Annotated in this window: 11 protein-coding genes and 4 pseudogenes; 5 read left to right on the top strand and 10 right to left on the bottom strand. The window is 72.2% G+C overall.

The annotated features are described in order from the left end of the window. Nucleotides 1-50 precede the first annotated feature (50 nt). Nucleotides 51-2,104: pseudogene (locus tag KGS77_RS07105) on the bottom strand (GTP-binding protein). Nucleotides 2,105-2,308: 204 nt separating this feature from the next. Next, a pseudogene (locus KGS77_RS07100) lies at nt 2,309-3,876 on the bottom strand (FAD-dependent oxidoreductase). Between the two features lie 84 nt (nt 3,877-3,960). Here KGS77_RS07100 and KGS77_RS07095 point away from each other — a divergent pair. After that, nucleotides 3,961-4,829: pseudogene (locus KGS77_RS07095) on the top strand (LysR family transcriptional regulator). Nucleotides 4,830-4,868: 39 nt separating this feature from the next. Here KGS77_RS07095 and KGS77_RS07090 read toward each other — a convergent pair. The 6 genes from KGS77_RS07090 to glgX form a co-directional block, all read right to left on the bottom strand. Continuing rightward, on the bottom strand, nt 4,869-5,144 hold the full coding sequence (locus KGS77_RS07090) for a hypothetical protein (RefSeq protein WP_242579540.1): 276 nt from the start codon (nt 5,142-5,144) through the stop codon (nt 4,869-4,871). Between the two features lie 179 nt (nt 5,145-5,323). Beyond that, nucleotides 5,324-5,812, bottom strand: coding sequence for a hypothetical protein (locus KGS77_RS07085; protein WP_242579538.1), 489 nt, complete (start codon nt 5,810-5,812; stop codon nt 5,324-5,326). Between the two features lie 33 nt (nt 5,813-5,845). Further along, a complete protein-coding gene (locus tag KGS77_RS07080) occupies nt 5,846-6,244 on the bottom strand; it encodes a peptidase inhibitor family I36 protein (RefSeq protein WP_242579536.1) in 399 nt (132 codons plus the stop codon). Nucleotides 6,245-6,494: 250 nt separating this feature from the next. Continuing rightward, nucleotides 6,495-8,906, bottom strand: a complete 2,412-nt coding sequence (gene treY, locus KGS77_RS07075) for a malto-oligosyltrehalose synthase (protein ID WP_242579534.1) — start codon at nt 8,904-8,906, stop codon at nt 6,495-6,497. Nucleotides 8,907-9,080: 174 nt separating this feature from the next. After that, nucleotides 9,081-9,665: a GNAT family N-acetyltransferase gene (locus KGS77_RS07070; RefSeq protein WP_242579532.1), complete on the bottom strand. Its 585-nt coding sequence runs from the start codon at nt 9,663-9,665 to the stop codon at nt 9,081-9,083. A 34-nt stretch (nt 9,666-9,699) separates the two neighbouring features. After that, on the bottom strand, nt 9,700-12,000 hold the full coding sequence (gene glgX / locus KGS77_RS07065; RefSeq protein ID WP_242579530.1) for a glycogen debranching protein GlgX: 2,301 nt from the start codon (nt 11,998-12,000) through the stop codon (nt 9,700-9,702). A 249-nt stretch (nt 12,001-12,249) separates the two neighbouring features. Here glgX and KGS77_RS07060 point away from each other — a divergent pair, with 249 nt between their 5' ends. The 4 genes and pseudogenes from KGS77_RS07060 (at nt 12,250) to KGS77_RS07045 (ending at nt 16,724) form a co-directional block, all read left to right on the top strand. Next, nucleotides 12,250-13,077, top strand: coding sequence for a Tat pathway signal sequence domain protein (locus tag KGS77_RS07060; RefSeq protein ID WP_242579528.1), 828 nt, complete (start codon nt 12,250-12,252; stop codon nt 13,075-13,077). Nucleotides 13,078-13,220: 143 nt separating this feature from the next. Then, nucleotides 13,221-14,545: pseudogene (locus tag KGS77_RS07055) on the top strand (copper amine oxidase). A gap of 102 nt (nt 14,546-14,647) precedes the next feature. Beyond that, nucleotides 14,648-15,910 carry an SAV2148 family HEPN domain-containing protein gene (locus KGS77_RS07050; RefSeq protein WP_242579527.1) on the top strand — a complete coding sequence of 421 codons (1,263 nt, stop codon included), beginning with the start codon at nt 14,648-14,650 and terminating at the stop codon, nt 15,908-15,910. Nucleotides 15,911-15,998: 88 nt separating this feature from the next. Further along, nucleotides 15,999-16,724 (top strand): exonuclease domain-containing protein, encoded by a 726-nt coding sequence (locus KGS77_RS07045; protein ID WP_242579525.1) that lies wholly within the window; start codon nt 15,999-16,001, stop codon nt 16,722-16,724. A 130-nt stretch (nt 16,725-16,854) separates the two neighbouring features. On the opposite strand, the gene KGS77_RS07040 is transcribed toward KGS77_RS07045, so the two are convergent. Both KGS77_RS07040 and KGS77_RS07035 read right to left on the bottom strand, forming a co-directional pair. Beyond that, nucleotides 16,855-17,748 (bottom strand): serine hydrolase, encoded by an 894-nt coding sequence (locus KGS77_RS07040; RefSeq protein WP_242579523.1) that lies wholly within the window; start codon nt 17,746-17,748, stop codon nt 16,855-16,857. 230 nt (nt 17,749-17,978) lie between these two features. Beyond that, complete coding sequence (locus KGS77_RS07035; RefSeq protein WP_242579521.1) at nt 17,979-18,869, bottom strand: aminoglycoside phosphotransferase family protein; 891 nt, start codon at nt 18,867-18,869, stop codon at nt 17,979-17,981. Nucleotides 18,870-18,885: the final 16 nt, after the last annotated feature.

The following is an 18,885-nucleotide window of genomic DNA, read 5'->3' as shown; positions in this document are numbered from 1 at the left end:
CGACGACATGGTCCGGGCGTCGAAGGGGCGTTGGGGGAGCCCGGAGGCCATCACTGTCCTTGGCCACGGCCGGACCGAACGGGCCGGTCGCCGCACGGTGTGGACAGCCACAGCCCCTCGCCGCGGGTCAGGCCCGGCAGGCACTGCTCGGCGGTGGCCACCCGCCGGGCCGGGAGCGTGCCGGTCAGCAGCCAGGAGGTGGGGCCGGGCACCGTGTCCTGGAGGTCCGCGCCCAGGGCCGCGAGCCGGCCGGTGACCGCGGCGATCGTGTCGTGGGGGAGCTGTACCTCGAAGGCGTGGTACGGCTCGTAGACGCGGGTGCCCGCCCGCTCCAGGGCGCGCCGCAGCACGACCGGGGTGACGCCGCGGAAGTCGGTGCCCGTGCTGACCGGCGAGGCGTAGCCGGAGCGGGTCAGCACGACGCGGCAGTCGGTCACCGCCCAGCCGTGCGGCCCCTGGCGCAGGGTCTCGTACACGGTGTCCTCGATCGCCTGGTGGAAGCCGTGCGGCAGCGCGCCCAGCTCGGTCTCGTACGTGAAGACCGGCCCGGAGCCCGTCGGTCCGGGCTCCACGCGCAGCCCCACGGTCGCCCACCACCCTTTGTGGTCACGGCGGGCGATCTCCTCGTACGCCTCGCCGGTGCCCACCGGCCGCTCGACGCACACCGTCCGGCTCGGCTCGAACTCGACGCTCAGCCCGTGTTCCTGGGAAAGCGTCTCCGCGATGATCTCCTTCTGGATCTCCCCGTACAGGAGGACGGAGGTGGCGCCGTCCGGGGCGGGGCGGGCGTGGATGAGCGGGTCCTGCTCGGCCAGGGCCAGCAGGGCGGCGTGCAGGCGCGCGGTGGCGGCCGGGTCCCGTGGCCGTACGAGGGTCTCCAGCGTCGGGCGGGAGAAGAGGGCGTCGGCGGTGGCCGGGGGCCGGCCGAGGTGGTCGCCCACGCGGACGTCCGGCAGGCCGCGGAGTACGGCGATGTCCCCCGCGGTCAGCGGTCCGCCGCCGCCCGGCGGCCGGCCCACGACCTCCGGTGCGGCGATGGTGCCGGGCAGTTCGCGGGTGCTGCCGTCCGGGTTCCGGCGGTGGAAGGTGACCGGCTGCCGCGGGCTCAGCTCACCCTCGAAGAGCCGTAGGTAGACGGTCTTTTCACCGGGGCGGCCGACGCCCGTCGCACGTCCGACGCCATTCGCGCGTCCGGCGCCACGTGCGCGTCCGGCGCCACCGGCGGGGCCGCTGCCGTCGGCGCCGTGCCGGACGGCGAACACCGTGCCGCGCGGCTGCGCGCCCTCGCGTGCCGGGTACGGCGGGATCAGCCGCGTCATCCCCTCGATCAGCGCGTCGACGCCCTGCCCGCCCAGCGCCGAGCCGAAGTAGAGGGGATGCACCGTCCCGTCCGCGGTGCGGGCGCGCAGCGCCTCCCACAGGTCCCCGGCGGTCGGCGGCGGCCCGTCCACCGCGCGGGCCAGGATCCGCTCGTCCGCCTCGGCGAGCGTCTCGACGGCCCGTGCCCGGACGTCCTCGGTGTCCAGGGACAGCGGGAGCGCCCGCGCCGAGGGGGTGCCCACGTCCCGTACGGATGCCATGGGCAGCACCAGCGGCGCCAGGGCGTGCCGGATGTCCGCCAGCAGCGCGGTGTCCCGGGCGCCCGCCCGGTCGATCTTGTTGACGAAGAGCAGGGTGGGCAGCCGCAGCCGCCGCAGCGTCTTCATCAGTACGCGGGTACGGGCCTGGACGCCCTCCACGGCGGACAGCACCAGGACCGCGCCGTCCAGGACCCCAGGGCCCGTTCGACCTCGGCGATGAAGTCGCCGTGCCCGGGCGTGTCGATGAGGTTGACCTGGACGTCCCCGGCGGTGAAGGAGGCGACCGCCGAGCGGATGGTGATGCCGCGCCGCCGCTCGATGGCGCCGGTGTCCGTACGGGTGTCACCGGCGTCCACGCTGCCGAGGCGGTCGATGGCGCCGGTGGTGTACAGCAGCCGTTCCGTCAGGCTGGTCTTGCCCGCGTCGACGTGGGCGAGGATGCCGATGTTCAGTGTGTGGCGGACGGTGGGGGAGTCACTGGCGGAGCGCGTACGTGCAGTGGGTCGGGTGTGACGGGAGTGCATGGCGGGTCGAAACCTCGGAAGTCGTCGTCCGGTAGGGGCGCGGGGTGATTCCGAGGTTTCGGCGCATGAAGTTCTCCCGTGGGGGGTGGACGTACGTACCGGACCATGGTTATCGACACGTACGGGCGGGCCGCAACTCATTTTCCGGCCCGGCCCGGCGACGGCCGGACAACGGCCCGGCCCGCGCCACCGGCGCCCCGGCCGTCAGTGCTGGTGCAGGCCCCGCCCCGCGAGCGTGAGGAAGGTTTCCCCGACCGCTTCCGAGAGCGTGGGGTGCGCGTGGACGTGCTGGGCCACATCGCCCGGCTCGGCGTCCCAGGCCACAATCAACTGGCTTTCGGCGATCATCTCGGACACGTGCGGCCCCACCAGGTGGACGCCCAGCACCGCACCGGTGGCCTCGCCGCCCGCGCCGTCCGCCGCCGCGAGGACCTTCACCAGGCCGCCCTGCCCGTGCACCATCCCCTTGGCGACCGCCGTCAGCGGCATGGTGTTGACCTTCACGGCCAGGCCCCGGGCGCGGGCCCCGGCTTCGGTGAGCCGACCGAGGCGGTCTGCGGGCTGGAGTACGTCACCCGCGGTACGGCCGCGTAGTCCACCGGCCGTGAGGGGATGCCCGCCAGCGTCTCGGCGACCAGCAGGCCCTCGGCGAAGGACGCGTGGGCCAGGCCCAGGGAGGGCGGCGGCAGCAGATCGCCGACCACGTGGATGCCCGGTACGGCGGTCTCCAGCCGCGACCAGTCGGCGGGCGCGAGGTACCCCGCCCGTCCGTGGCCAGCCCGGCCGCCGCCAGGTCCAGGCCGTCGGTCACCGGCACCCGGCCCACCGCGACCAGCAGCCGCTCGGCCTCCAGGACCACCTCCTCCCCCTTGGGAGTGCGCACGGTGGCCCGTACGCCGTCTTCGAGCACCTCCGCCCCACCAGCGTCGATGCCGTACGGACGGTGATGCCGCGCTTCTTCAGGCCGCGCGTCAGATGGCGGCTGACGTCCTCGTCCTCCAGCGGCAGCAGTCGGTCCGCCGCCTCCACGACAGTGACCTCGGCGCCCATCGAGCGGTGGAAGGAGGCGTACTCCACGCCGATCGCACCCCGCCCAGCACCAGGACGGAAGCCGGCAGGCCGACGGCGAACAGCGCGTCGTCGCTGGTGACGACGCGACGGCCGTCGGGAACCAGACCGGGCAGCAGCCGCGGGCGGGAGCCGGTGGCCAGGACGATGCCGCGCCGGGCCGTGAAACGCCTGCCGCCGAAGCCCCTGTCCGAGCCCGCGCCCGTACTGCCCACGAAGTCCGTACTGCCCGCGAAATCCGCACTACCCGCGAAATCCGCACTACCGCGAAATCCGTACTGTCCACGAAGACCGTACGCGGCCCGGTCAGCCGCGCCGTACCGCGCACCACCCGCACCCCCGCGCGGGCCAACTGCCCCTCCACCCCCGGTGATTGCGGCCGACGATGTCATCGCGGGTGGCGACCAGCGCCGGCCAGTCCAGGGACTCCACGGTGGCCTTCACCCCCACCGTTCGCGTGCCTCGGCGATCCCGTCGACCAGCTCCGCCGCGTGCAGCATGGCCTTGCTGGGGATGCAGCCGCGGTGCAGACAGGTGCCGCCGACCAGGTCGCGTTCGGCCAGGACGACCCGCAGGCCGAGCGCGGCGGCTCGCAGGGCCGTGCTGTAGCCGCCGGTGCCGCCGCCGATGACGATCACATCGGTCTCGTCCGGGTGTCCGGGGTGTCCGGGGCGTCCGGCTGTTTCATCCGTGCAGACGTTCATGCGGCAAGCCTGCGTCCACCTGCGACGATGAGTCCAAGGCAAGGTTTCGATGGAGGCGATGAACGTTGTGCATGGGGAGGGCGGATGAGTCTGCGGCAGATGGAGTACCTGGTCGCGGTCGTCGAGGAGGAGTCCTTCACACGCGCCGCCGAGGCGCTGCACGTCACCCAGTCCGCGCTCTCGCACCAGATCAAGGCCCTGGAGCGGGAGGTCGGCGGCCCGCTGCTGGAGCGGCTGACGCGCGGGGTGCGGCTGACTCCCATGGGCCGGGCCTACTTCCCGCACGCCGAACTCGCCGTACGCAGCGCCGTCCAGGCCCGCCGCGCAGCCCTGGCCGCGGCCGGCGCGCGGACCGGCGAGCTGCACATCGCGACCGTGCACGCGCATGCCTTCGGGGTGCTGCCCGAGGTGTGCGAGCGCTGGGGACGGGCGTACGGCGGGGTGAGCCTGGTGCTCCACGAATACGCCACCACCGAGGAGTTGTACGAGCGGATGGAGCGCGGCATCGCCGATGTGGCGGTCGGCCGCGCCCCAAGGAGTGGCCGGGGCCGGTCACCGTCGTGGGGGAGGAGCGGATGGTGCTGGCCGTCCCGCACGACGACCCGCTCGCCACCCGCGCCGCCGTGCGGCTGGAGGAGCTGGCCGAACGGCCGTGGGTGCGCTGTGCGCTGGAGCCGTTCGTGGAGGGCCGCCGGGTCCTGGACCTGGCCTGCGAGCGGGCCGGCTTCACGCCGCGTACGGCCGTACGGACCCGGAACAGTTCGACGGCGGCGCGGATGGCGGCGGCCGGCGTGGGGGTCCTGATCACGGCGGAGCACGAACTGGGCGGGCTGGACTGCGCGGCCGTCCCCGTGGTGCCGGAGTGGCGGCGCGAGATCACCGCCTTCTCACGGGTCGAACCGACCGGTGCCGCCGCGGCGTTCGTGGAGATGCTGCGCGGCGAGGGGCAATGACGGGCGGCGAGGGGCGGTGACGGGCGGCCGGGAGGCGGATCAGCGGGTACGGGCGAGCAGGGCCCGCGCCGCCCGCACATTCCCTTCCTTGGCGTCCCGTAGTTTCCGGAAATACTCCCGGTGTTGCCGGATGTCCTCTTCCTCGATTCTCTTCTCGGCGGCGAACCAGGTGGTGACGAGCCGATTGCGCTGCTGGCAGGCGACATCCGCCGTGGCCGTGGCGATCTCCAGGGCCGAGGGTGTTCTCGCCCCGTTCCACTTCGCCGCACCGGCCGCGGCGTACGGGTCCGCGTACCGGTATCCCTTTTCCCGCATGCACCTGCGCCATCCGCTCAGCGCCTTCGCCACCCCGGGGGTACGCCGTGCTTTCTCCAGGCCGTCCGCGCTGAGCCGGTTGAACAGGGATTCATCGATGCGCGGACCGGCCGCGAGGTCTTCGGACGCGCGGTCGGCACAGCCGTTCTTCCCGTAGACGGCCCGGTGTTCACGCTCGCTCAGCCCGTCTTTCCTTGCCTGCCATTCCTTGATGACTTCCGGGGGCTCAGGAGGCCGGGAACGACGTGATAGCCGAGTGTGCGGGCGACGTCCGGCTCGATGACGCCGTAACGCCGCCGGTTCTTCAGCCCGGTGGTGTCGGCCGTCGTGCGGTGCAGCAGTTTCCAGGTGAATCCCCGTTCGCGCATGCATTGTCGTACGAGAAGGTCCTCGGCGGCTTTCACGGTGTAGTACTCGTCGAGGGACTGCTCGTACGCGTCGAAGGGCAGCACCAGACTCCGGGCCAACGGGCTGGGCGCCGGGGGCCGCAGCCCGGACGGGGACGCGGGCGCGGCGGGAGGGTCCGGGGAGGGCGGCGTGTGTGCCGCGCAGCCGGTGCCGGCCAGGGCCGCCAGGAGCACGGCCGGCGTGACGAGCGGGCGGCCGGCCGCCGGGATCCGGGCACGGCACTCCCTTCCGTCGGGGCCGCGGAGAGCGGCGTGGGCCACCCTCCGCGCGCTGTGACCGTCGGTTCCGTCCTGTTACTGGAACTGGATGGAACTGGCCTTGTTGTCGAAGTGGTTGTTGCTCAGGTCCCGGTCGACGGAATTCTTCTTGGAGAAGTAGTTGTCACCGGTGTAGCCGGCGTTCTGCCACAGCACGACATTGCGGTCGGTGTGGTTCTGCACCGAGCTGGTGCCGTCGTTGATCGACCCCTTGGAACTGTCGTGGTTCCAGTAGTTGTTGGTGAAATTGGAGTCGCTGCCACGGTAGTCGTAGGAATAGCCCTTGTAGTCGTCGTGCTGGTACAGATAGAAGGTTCCCGCCCGCACCCCGTCCTCGGCGGGCGGTGTGCCGGCGCCGGCGTTCGGGGCGGTTCCGAGCAGGCCCACGGTGCTCAGGGCGAGGACACCGAACGGCACGGCGAATTTCCGGATCATTGTGGTCCCCTCTCACTTGGACGAACGGCCGTCGTCCGACGGCCGCTTCCGCGCGGGTGTGCCACGATCAGCACCCGCGGCGCCGTACGCCGGGCTTCGCGGCGTGCGCCGCCGGGTGCCGTGGCCGATTCAAGCGGCGCCCTGTCGAACATGTCAATGGCCGCCCGGCGGGCCGGCGGGGGAGCGGCGCCCCGGCTCCCCCGGCCCGTACGTGCGGCCCGTCGGCCCGTGCGTGCGGCCCCGCCGGTCGTCAGCCGGCGACCAGCAGTGCCACCGGAAACCGGTCCAGCAGCCCGGCCAGGCCCGCCACCTGCCCCGTCAGCTCGCGCCCGGTCAGCAGCTCCCGCCAGGGCCCCGCGGACGGAAGCGGCAGTTCCGTACGGTCCCAGCCGCCGTCCTCGGCGAGCCGCAGCGAGAGCCGGGTGACGACCGTCACCACCCGGCCGGCCCGTGCGAAGGCCAGACAGTGCCCGGCCTCCGGGCCCTCGGCGTGCAGCGGCGTGTACGTGGCGGCCGGGCCGAACCACCCCGGGTGCTCCCGGCGCAGCCGCAGGGCCGCCGCCGTCAGCAGCAGCTTCTCCCCGGACAGGTCGCGCGGCGCGGCCCCGTCCAGCAGCTCGCCGAGCAGCGCGGTCCGCAGGCGGGCCGGGCGGCGGTTGTCCGGGTCGACCAGCGCCGCGTACTCCGTCTCGGTGCCCTGGTACAGGTCGGGCACGCCGGGCATGGTCAGATGCAGCAGCGCCGCGCCCAGCACGTTGGCGCGGATGAAGGGGGCCAGTTCCACCGCCAGCGCGGTGAGCGCGGAGGAGGCCGGACCGCAGGGCCCGGCGCGCAGGAAGTCGGTCACCGCGTCCTCGTAGACGGGGTCCCGCTCGGTCCACGACGTGCACAGCCCCGCCTCGCGGACCGCCTTGAGCACCGAGGGGATCAGCCGCTCCGCCGACGGCCTGCCGAGTCCGAACGCGGTCTGCCAGGCCATCCAGGCCACCTGCTGGTCCGGCGCCAGGGCGTCGTCGCCGCCCGCGGTGCGCGCGGTCACCCGGTTCAGCAGGTCCCGCCAGCGCTCGGGGCACTCGGACAGTACGGCGATACGCGCCCGGACGTCGGCGCTGCGCTTGGTGTCGTGGGTGGAGAGCACCGTACCGGTCAGCGGCCAGTCCCGCTGGAGCCGCGCGCAGTACTCGTGGAAGGTGTCCGAACCCACGGCCGGCGCCCCCGGGTCGCACCCCACCTCGCAGGCCGACAGCAGCGGCAGATAGCGGTAGAAGGCGGTGTCCTCCACCGATTTGGCGCGCAGCGCGGAGGCGGTCTGCGCGAACCGGGCACTGAAGTCCGCCCGGTCGGGCCCCTCGCCCGTCAGTCCGAGGGCCAGGTCCCGTATGAGATCCACCGCCTGCGCCTCCTCCGGCACCCGGAATACCGTACGGGCCCGCGCGGCGGCGGCGGCCAGCATCGCGGCGTCGTGCTCCCCGCGGGACCGCTCGGCGGCGTACGGGCGGTAGACGGGCAGCCGGACCAGCAGCTCACGGATCGCGGTGCGCAGCGCCCACGGCGCGTGGTCACCGGGACCGGGCGCCCGGTCGCTGATCCGCGACGCCGTACGCACCAGGCGCTCCACCTCCGCCGCCAGGTCGTGGGTGATGACCTCGTACGCGGCGCGGCGTACCGTTTCCTCCCAGTCGCCGCCGCTGTCCGCCAGCGGGGTGACGAAGTCCCGGTAGACCGAGAAGAGCTGGCCGTCGCCCAGCGGGCACACGAACAGCCCGTCGATGTGACGCAGCGCGTCATAGCCCGTCGTCCCCGCGCAGGCCCAGCCGGCCGGCAGCCGCTCGTGGCCGGTGAGGATCTTCTCGACCACCGTCCAGCGCCCGCCGGTGGCCTTGTGGAGGCGGGCCAGGTACGCCCCCGGATCGGCCAGGCCGTCCGGGTGGTCCACCCGCAGCCCGTCGATGACGCCCTCGCGCAGCAGCCGCAGCACCGTGGCGTGGGTGGCTTCGAAGACCTCCGGGTCCTCGGCCCGCAGTCCTATGAGGTCGGAGATGGTGAAGAAGCGGCGGTAGTTCAGCTCGCTGCGGGCCAGCCGCCACCAGGCGAGCCGGTACCACTGCGCGGCCAGCAGGCGGGGCAGCGGCAGCTCCCGCGTACCGGGGCGTATCGGGAAGGCGTGGTCGTGGTAGCGCAGCACGTCCCCGTCGACACGCAGATGGCGCAGCTCGTCACCGAGCCGTCCGCCCAGTACGGGCAGCAGCATCCGGCCGCCGTGCCCGCCGTCCCACTCGATGTCGAACCAGCGGGCGTACGGGGACGCCGGACCGTCCCGCAGCACCTCCCACAGCGGCCCGTTCAGCGACTCCGGCGCCGGCAGGGCCATGTGGTTGGGCACGATGTCCACCACCAGCCCCAGGCCGTGCGCCGCGGCTGTCGCGGCCAGCGCGCGCAGCCCCTCCTCCCCGCCCAGCTCGGCGCGGACCGCCGAGTGGTCCACCACGTCGTAGCCGTGGGTGGACCCGGGCACCGCTTCCAGGATGGGGGAGAGGTGCAGGTGGGAGACGCCCAGCGCGGCGAGATGGGGTACGGCCTTCTCGGCGGCGGCGAAGGGGAAGCCCGGCTGGAGCTGAAGCCGGTACGTGGCGGTGGGTGGCGCACTGGATTCGGCCGTCATGGGAACAGACGTACCCGCGGGAGGGCGGGTTGCCTCATCCGGGCCGCGACGCCCTCGGGCCGCGACGCCCTCGGGCCGGAACGCCCCCGGGCCGGGAGCCACGATGGTGCGGATGAGGCACAGGAGGGTGGATCACGGTTTGCGAAGGTGTCCCTCGGCCTCCGCGGGTGTCCCTCAGCCTCCGCCCGCCGGTACCGGGCGCGCCCTGGGCAGGACGTAGATCGAACTGATCCCGGAGTCGGAGGGGTCGTCGGAGACGACGTCACGTTCGCCCAGAAGAGTGAAACCGGCCTTCTCCAGGGCGCGGCACGACGCGCGGTTCTCCTTCTGCGGTACGGACGCCAGTGTGATCACCTCCGGGAAGAGGCCGAAGACCACGGAGGTGAAGGCCGAGATCGCCGCCGTACCGATGCCTTGGCCGCAGTGGCCGGGTTCCCCGATCAGATAGTCCAGGCCGGCCGCGCCCGGCACGCCGACCGCGCTGTCCCAGGCGGGGTAGTCGGCGTGGCGGTAGCACTGGAACAGCCCGGCCGGCTCCCCGGCGAGCAGCAGGACGAACGACCGGGTCGGGTCGGTGCCGTCCGCCTGGGGGCCGAATTCCCGGTCGATGCCGGACGGTGCGGGCAGCACCCCGCGCCACCAGGCCCGTACGTGCTCGGCGGCCAGCCAGCCGCCCAGCGCGGGGAAGTCGGCCCGCGCCAGGGGCCGGAAGGAGACCGGCGGCGGGTGGTGCGGTCCCCTGGCCGGCGGAACGGACACATGGCCTCCCTCCGGGTCGCCGCGATCAGCGGGCCTACGCCGGCCGCTGGAGGACCAGCAGGCTGCGGCCGGTGAGGGTGAGCCGGTCACCGGCCTGGACCTTGGCGCCGCCGCCGTCCGCCACGGACCGCGGGCGCGCGGTGTCCACCACCGCCTGCCACTGCCGCCCGTGGTTGACGGGCACCGTGAAGTCCTTCTCCTCGTCGTGCGCGTTGAACATCAGCAGGAAGGAGTCGTCCGTGATCCGCTCGCCGCGTGTGCCGGGCTCGGAGATCGCGCTGCCGTTGAGGAAGACGGTCAGCGATTTGGCGTGCGCCGCCTGCCAGTCCCGCTGCCGCATCTCCTCACCTTCGGGGGTGAACCAGGCGATGTCGGACAGCTCGTCGTGGGTGCCTTCCATGGGGCGGCCGTGGAAGAAGCGACGGCGCCGGAAGACGGGGTGGTCCCGCCGCAGCCACACCATCTGACGTACGAAGGCGTGCAGCTCGCGGTCCTCCTCGTCGGCGACCGCCGCCTCGGCCTCCGCCTCGGCCGCCGCTTCGGCCCGCGCCTCGGCGGCGTCCGCCGCGGCTGCCGCGTCCGCCGCCTCCGCGACCTCGCCCACGTCCGGCTCCGCCTCCTCCTCGGCGGCCCGCGGCTCCGGCCCGCCCGGCGCCGTCTCCCGCGGCTCCTCCAGCGTCCGTGGCCCGCCCGGCCAGCGCACCCACGACAGTTCGTTGTCCTGGCAGTAGGCGTTGTTGTTGCCCTGCTGCGTACGGCCGAACTCGTCGCCGTGGCTGAGCATCGGCACGCCCTGCGAGAGCATCAGCGTGGCGATGAAGTTCCGCATCTGACGGGCGCGCAGCTCCCGGATGGCGGGGTCGTCCGTCGGCCCCTCGGTGCCGCAGTTCCAGGACCGGTTGAAGCTCTCGCCGTCCTGGTTGTGCTCGCCGTTGGCGTCGTTGTGCTTCTCGTTGTACGAGACCAGGTCGCGCAGCGTGAAGCCGTCGTGGCAGGTGACGAAGTTGACCGAGGCCAGCGGCCGGCGGCCGTCGCCCTGGTAGAGGTCCGAGGAGCCGGTCAGCCGGGAGCCGAACTCGGCCAGGGTGCGCGGCTCACCGCGCCACAGATCCCGTACGGTGTCGCGGAACTTGCCGTTCCACTCCGTCCACAGCGGCGGGAAGTTCCCCACCTGGTACCCGCCCTCGCCCACGTCCCACGGCTCGGCGATCAGCTTCACCTGGCTGACGACCGGGTCCTGCTGCACCAGGTCGAAGAAGGACGACAGCCGGTCCACCTCGTGGAACTGCCGGGCCAGCGTCGCCGCGAGGTCGAAGCGGAAGCCGTCCACCCGCATCTCCTGCACCCAGTAGCGCAGCGAGTCCATGATGAGCTGGAGGACGTGCGGGCTGCGCATCAGCAGCGAGTTGCCGGTGCCGGTGGTGTCCATGTAGTACCGCGGATCGTCCGCCAGCCGGTAGTACGAGGCGTTGTCCAGGCCGCGGAAGGACAGCGTGGGACCCAGGTGGTTGCCCTCGGCCGTGTGGTTGTAGACCACGTCGAGGATGACCTCGATGCCGGCCTGGTGCAGGGCCCGTACCGCCGACTTGAACTCCAGCACCTGCTGCCCGCGGTCGCCCCAGGACGCGTAGGCGTTGTGCGGCGCGAAGAAGCCGATGGTGTTGTAGCCCCAGTAGTTCGCCAGCTCCGCGTCGGCCAGCCGGTGGTCGTGCACGAACTGGTGGACCGGCATCAGCTCCAGCGCCGTGACGCCCAGCTCCGTCAGGTGCTCGATGACCGCGGGGTGCGCCAGCGCCGCGTACGAGCCCCGCAGGTCGTCCGGAAGGTCGGGGTGAAGCATCGTCAGGCCCTTGACGTGCGCCTCATAGAGCACCGTCTCGTGGTACGCGGTGCGCGGCGCCCGGTCATCGCCCCAGTCGAAGTAGGGATTGACCACCACCGACGTCATGGTGTGCGGCGCGGAGTCCAGGTCGTTGCGGGCCTCCGGCCTGCCGAAGGGGTAGCCGTAGACCGCCTCGTCCCAGTCGATGCTGCCGCTGACCGCCCGTGCGTAGGGGTCCAGCAGCAGCTTGGCGGAGTTGAACCGGAGCCCTTGCTGCGGCTTGTACGGGCCGTGCACCCGGAAGCCGTACCGCTGGCCCGGCATGATCCCGGGCAGATAGGCGTGCCGTACGAACGCGTCGGTCTCCCGCAGCTCGACGGCGGTCTCCGAGCCGTCGTCGTGCAGCAGACACAGCTCGACGCGCTGCGCGGTTTCGGAGAACACCGCGAAGTTGGTGCCCACGCCGTCGTACGTGGCACCCAGGGGATACATCTGTCCCGGCCAGACCTGCATGCGTCGACTCTTCCACTTCTTCGAGCGCCGCCGCGACGCCTCGATGACTCGTGTCGGTGACTGGATGGCTTGAAACGCGCCCGGACGGCCCACGGGTCGTGGACCGATCCGCGATCCTTCCCCAACTTGCCCCGCACAGCGCGAATTTACCGAGATCCGCGCCGAAAGGAGGGCAACCCGTAGTGATGTCCGATCGTCCTACTGGGCGACCGATATGTGTGCTGGAGCAAGCAACAGCAGGGGGGAAGAGTGCTCAGACTGATGCGCCACCACCTCGGCAAGGTGGTGGCCGGCGCGGCCGTCGCGCTGACGGGTACCGCGGTCATGGTGGCGGTGACGCTGCCCGGGGACGCGGGAGCCGCCCAGGGGGAGGGGCGCCGGGGCGACCCGGCGTCCGCGGCGGACGGCCCGGGGACGCGGGCGCAAGGGGAAGCGGGGCAGCCGGCCCGGCCCGGGGTGGTCGAGCGTGCTCCGCGGGAGGGGGACCGGGGTACCGGGCGGGACCCCCTGACGGACGGCGAGCTGCGGCGCGCGCAGGACCTGGCGCTGCCCCGTACGCTCCGCGAGGACAGCCGGGACGTCAAGGGAAGGCCGGGGCCGGAGCGGCTGACCACCGATCTGGCCGAACCCAACCCCTCGGAGGCGGGGCGGCCCGACGCGCCGCGCCGGGCCGTCGTCTCCGTCTACGACTACGCGTCGGACACCTACGTCACCAAGACCGTCGACCTCTCCGCAGGGAAGGTCGTGGGGACGGACAGCCAGCGCGGGGTGCAGCCGCCGCCCAACCGCGAGGAATCCTTCGAGGCGGCCCGGCTGCTGATCGCCGCGCCGCTCGGCGAAGGGCTGAAAAAGGACTACCGGCACGCCACCGGCAAGGAGCTGACCGACGCGGACCAGCTCATGGTCACCGGCTTCGTCTACCGGGGCCGGGCGGAGGGCGACGCCCCGGAGAACCTGCGTGACTGCGGGCGGCACCGGTGCGTCCGGCTGTTCACGAAAGTGAAGAACGGCCAGTGGATCGACACCAGGCGCTTCGTCGTCGATCTGAGCGCCCGTACCGTGGGCCGTCTGGACTGAGTCGTACACGGTCCTCCACCGCCTCACGTCATCGGGGCCGTCGCCCGCGGGTCCACGTGCTTACAGGCCACGCATCCACGGGCCGCGCACTTCCGTACGTCTGACGTCATTCCGCTTCTCTCCGTCCGTACAGGAGCCTTCCCATGCACGAGAGATTCCTCCACCGTGCCCGCCTCCGGGGCGCGGCGGCCTTCGCCGCGCCGCTGCTGCTCGGCACAACGGCACTCATGGCCGGACCGGGCGCCCACGCCGCTCCCGCCGCGGCCGGTGCCGCCGCTCCCGCCCCCGCGGCGTGCAGTACCCCCTACAGCATCACTCAGACACTGGAGGGGGGTACCACCTGGCGGATGTGCTGGCACTACGAGGGCAACGCCGGCCTCACCCTGGACGAGGTCACCTACCAGCCCAAGGGCGAGAGCGCCCCGATCAAGGTGCTGACCACCGCGAAGCTCGCCCAGATACACGTTCCCTACGACGACGGCGGCAACGAGTACGACGACCTGACCGGCCAGAGCTTCGCCCAGGGACTCCAGACACTGGACCCCGGCGAGTGTCCCGGCGGCTCGATCAAGTCCGTCAAGGTCCCCGGCGCGTTCGACCCCGACCACCCGGACGTCAACGGACTGTGCGTCACCACCCGCGCCCGGGGCCACGCCTACCGGCTGGGCACCTATCAGGGGGAGCAGCCCAGGACCTACCAGGCCCAGGGCAAGGACCTGCTGGTCTACACGGTCAACAAGGTCGGATGGTACGAATACATCACCGAATGGCGCTTTTCCGGTGACGGCACCATACATATGCAGGTCGGTGCCACCGGTACGGTCTCGCCCAGTGACTACGACGCGGGCGACGGCCGTGGCTGGCCGCTGGGCAAGGGCGCCAAGGACTACGCCACCAGCCACAGCCACAACGTCTTCTGGCGGCTGAACTTCGGCGTGGACGGCTCCGCGGGCAACAAGGTCGAACAGTTCGACTCCACGACGACGGCGCAGACCGACGGCCGTACGCCGAAGACCACGACCACCCGCAAGCCGGTCACCAAGGAGCTGGCCGGGGACGCCGGGCCGATGCGGTGGTGGCGGGTGGTCAGCGGCGCCGGCAGGAACGCGGACGGCCACCCCCGCTCGTACGAGATCGTCCCCGGCCACACCGACAAGTACTCCGGACGTAGTTTCACCAAGCACGACGTCTACTTCACCGAGTACAACAAGTGTGAGCAGTTCGCCAGCAACAACCTGCCCAACTGCGGCGCCCAGGCGGGCAGGAGCGTCGACACGTGGGTCAACGGTCAGACGCTCAAGCACCCCATCGCGTGGGTCAACATCGGGTTCCACCATGTCGCCCGGGACGAGGACCAGGAGCCGATGCCGGTCCACTGGCAGGGCTTTCAGATATCCCCACGTGATGTCACCGCTATGAATCCGCTCACTCCCCCACTCTTTCGGGACACAACGGTCATTACGAGTAGGGCCAGTTGACGCGGGACTCGATCGGTCCTGCTGCACCGCCTCCCGGACCCGCAGTACTCTGCCTTGATCGTTGGCACGGGGGTTCGGAAGGCGGTGCGCAGGTGAGCTCGGGCGGGCTGGAGTTGCCCCCTGGTGACGACGGCCATGACGGTCACGAGGGTCAGGAGGGCGGCTCCGTCGACGCACCGCCCGGGGCGGTGTCCCTGGCGCGACCGCTGGAGATCGGCGCGGAGCTGGACTGGGGGCCCGGGGCGTGGGCCGAGGTGCGCACCCGCGCCCGCCGGGCCGGCCGTGCCTATATCTGGCTGAACCTGGTCGAACAGCGGCTGCGGGCCGTTGTCGCCGCGGTCCTGCGCCCCATCTACGAGCCGGTGCACGGCGACGAATGGGTCATCGCGGCGGCCGGCCCCACCGGGCAGGAGTGGGTGCAGCGGGCGGTGGCCGTCCGCGAGGTCAGCCGCCGCAAGGGCTACCTCCTGGACCCCGCCGACGACAACATCATCAGCTTCCTGACGCTCCCGCAGTTGCGCGAGCTGATGGTCCAGCACTGGCCCTGTTTCGAGCCGTATTTCGACGACCGGCGGGAGGTGGAGCTGGCACTGGACGAGCTGGAGGTCGCCCGCAACATCGTCTCGCGCAACCGCGCCCTGTCCCAGACCGTCCTGGCCCAGGCCGAGCGCGCCTCCGCCCGCCTCCTGGACATCCTGGGCTCCGGCATCGGTACGCGCACCGCCGGCCGGCTCCCCGTCGACGCCGTCGAGGACCTCGTGGGGGACCGCTACGCCGACGTCGTCGGTGTCCACGCCGACCGGGTGCGCCTGCAGCGCCGGCTCCCGGCCGAGGACCTCTTCGGCGGCGCCCGGCGGCTGGACGCCGTCGGCATCGGCCTCAACCTCCTGGTGCAGAACTACTCCGGCCGCCGACTGGTGCGGCTGGCGGAGTCCGGCTGCCGCATCCGCCTGCTCTTCCTCAACCCGGCCAGCAGCGCGGTACGCCGCCGGGAGCGGGAACTCGGCCTCAAAAAGGGTGAAATGAGCCGGTCGATCGAGATGAACATCCTGCACATGCGCCGGGTGCGGGCCCGGCTGCGGGACCCCGGCGCCTTCGAGATCCAGGTCTTCGACGAGACCCCCCGCTTCACCGCCTACCTGGTGGACGGTGACGGCGCGGACGGCCTGGCCGTCATCCAGAGCTATCTGCGCAAGAGCCGGGGGATGGAGTCGCCGGTGCTCGTGCTGCGCGGCGGCGGCCGGGAGGTGCTGCGCCAGGAACAGCAGGGCCGCGACGACGGTGACCCCGGCCTCTTCGAGGTCTACCGCGAGGAGTTCGAGAGCGTGTGGGCCGACTCGCGGCCGGTGTCCTGACGTCACGCTGTTTTCCCGGGCCGGGGTGTTGTCAGTGCCGCGTGGGAGAGTAGGGGAAACGGGGGAAGCACCACCGAAGGAGGCCGCCATGGGCTGGCATCAGGAGCCGCTCGTCAGCTTCGACCTGGAGACCACGGGCACGGACGTCGAGCACGACCGCATCGTGACCGCCGCGCTCATAAGACTGGGCGCGGACGGCCGGGAGACCGGCCGGCGGACATGGCTGCTCGATCCGGGCGTGCCCGTCCCCGCCGAGGCGAGTGCCATCCACGGCCTGACGACGGAGTACGTCCGCGCCCACGGCCAGGAGGCGGCGGCCGGGATCGAGGAGATCGCCGGGGAACTGGCCGCGGCGCTCGGCCAGGACATACCGCTGGTGGTGATGAACGCGCGCTACGACCTCTCGCTGCTGGACCGCGAGTGCCGGCGGTACGGCCTGCGGACGCCGGCCCAGCGGCTGGGCCGGGAACCGGCGCCGGTCATCGACCCGCTGGTCCTCGACAAGCACCTGGACCGGTACAGAAAGGGCAAACGCACCCTGCAAGCGCTGTGCGCGCACTACGGCGTACCACTGGAGGGGGCGCACGAAGCCGGGGCGGACGCCGTGGCTGCGGCCGGGGTCGTCCGCCGCATCGGCGAGAAGCACCCCTCCGTGGCCGGTACGGCGCCTCCCGCGCTGCACGCCCTCCAGGAGCGGGCGGCGGCCGAGCAGGCGGCATCCTTCGAGCGCTACCTCAGACGCACCGGGGATCCGGCGGCCCGTGTCGAACCGGCCTGGCCGCTGATCCCCCATCAGCGGCGGGAAGGGACCTGACATGGCGTCGGCGCCACCGCGGGCGCCGGGAAGGCGCGCGCGACGGCGCAGGGGCCCGCCCGCGGCCCGTCGCCGGGCGCGGACAGGCCCCCGCCTGCCGTGGGCCGGGCCGCTCAAGGCCCGGGCCGGATCACTTCTTGAAGGCGTAGTCCATCAGCTTCTTGGCGTCCGCCGTGCGATTGGCCTCCGAGGTGGAGGTCAGCACGGTGCCGATGACGGTCTTGCCGCCCCGGGTCGCGGCGAACACCAGGCAGTACTTGGCCTCGGGGCCGGAGCCGGTCTTGACGCCGATGGCGCCCGAGTAGCTGCCGAGCAGCTTGTTGGTGTTCTTCCAGTCCATGTAGCGGTAGCCACCGCTCTTGGTGACGACCTTCTCGCGGATCTTCTGGGTCTTGACGACGTTACGGAAGGTCGAGTACTTCATCGCGCTGCTGGCGAGCTTGGTCAGGTCACGCGGCGTGGAGTAGTTCGCGCCGCTGCCGATGCCGTCGAACGAGTCGAAGTGGGTGTTGCGCAGGCCCAGGCTCTTGGCGGTGGCGTTCATCTTCCCGATGAAGGACTTCACCCGCGCCTCGCGCGTGGAACCCTTGCCGAACTTGTCGGCCAGCGCGTACGCCGCGTCGCAGCCGGACGGCAGCATCAGCCCGTACAGAAGCTGACGCACGGTGATTTTGTCACCGACGATCAGCCGCGCCGAGGAGGCGTTCTTGGAGACGATGTAGTCGCTGTACGCCTTCTGGACGGTGACCTTGGCGTTCAGATCCAGGTTCCGTTCCGCGAGCACGACCCGGGCCGTCATGATCTTGGTGGTGGAACCGGTGGAGCGGCGGGTGTCCGCGGCCTTGGCGAACAGCTCCTTGCCCGTACCGTTGTTCATCACGAAGCCGCCCTTGGCGACGATCGTGGGCGGCTTGGGCGCGGCGGCGGCCTGCGCCGGAGCGGCGAACGCCCCGGCCGACAGGACCGCGCCCGCGGTGACGACGGTCGCCGAAGCGCGACGAATGCCCTTGATGCCGGTTTTCAAGTGATACTCCAATTTCCCCTGTGCTACGGCCACATGAGTATGCAGCTCACTCATAAGACACGCGAAACAGGCCGGTGGATGTGTGCTCCGAGGAGACGCTCCCGGGTTGTGACCGAAGATTCTTCCAGGGCCCGCGCCCGGCCCGGACCCGGCCCACCACCGCAACAGCGCGAACGGCCGCCGGACCGCAACGGATGCCGGCCGGAACGGACACCGCAGGACGACAGGGTCTAGAACGGATACCAGCGGACGGTCGCGTCCTTCTCGCGCAGGGAGGCGATGCGGCGCCGGAACTCCTTCAGGGCCGCGGGGTTGCCGGGCGCGTGCTGGGAGACCCACGCACAGCTCGCCGTCTCCCGTGCGCCGCGCAGCACCGCGCAGCCCTCCCAGTCGCGCACGTCCCAGCCGTAGACCTCGACGAACGTGTCGTACGCGGCGGGGTCCAGGCCGTAGCGGTCCCGGCTGAGCGCCATGACCACCAGGTCGTGCTCGCGCAGATCGGCGGAGAAGGTCTCCAGGTCCACCAGCACCGGCCCGTCGGGGCCGATGTGCACATTGCGGGTCAGGGCGTCCCCGTGGATGGGGCCGCGCGGCAGATGCGGTTCCAGGGCCGTGGCCGCGGCGGCGAACGCGTCGCGCCGCCCCCGCAGATACTCCGCGTCCCGCGCCGAGACCGCGTCCCCCGCCAGCCGCAGCCAGCGCTCGACGCCGCCCAGCAGCTCGCGCCGGGGGAGGACGAACGGCGGTGCCGGAAGGGCGTGGACCAGCCGCAGCAGCCCGGCCAGATCACCCGGCCCGGCGGGCCGTACGGCCGGCGGGAGCTGCCGCCAGTACGTGACCGGGTGCCCGTCCACCAGCCGGGCCACCGGCTCCGCGGCCCGGACCGCCGGCACCCCGGACGCCTCCAGCCAGCCGGCCACCCGCAGCTCCCGCTCCGCGCGCTCCAGCAGCTCCGCGTCCCGCCCCACCCGCACGACCAGGCCGTCCTCGTCCAGGGCGAACACGGCGTTCTCGCCGAGCGACAGCAGCCGGGCGCCGGCCGCCGCGTCCGGCCGTCCGGCCGCCGCCAGCACCTCCCGGGCCCGTGCCTCCGTGAAGGCGGCGCTGTTCGCTTTGGTCATGGGGAGCCTCCTGCGG

The sequence above is a fragment of the Streptomyces sp. MST-110588 genome (assembly GCF_022695595.1).
Taxonomy (GTDB): domain Bacteria; phylum Actinomycetota; class Actinomycetes; order Streptomycetales; family Streptomycetaceae; genus Streptomyces.
This window is presented reverse-complemented; position numbering and strand designations above follow the sequence as displayed.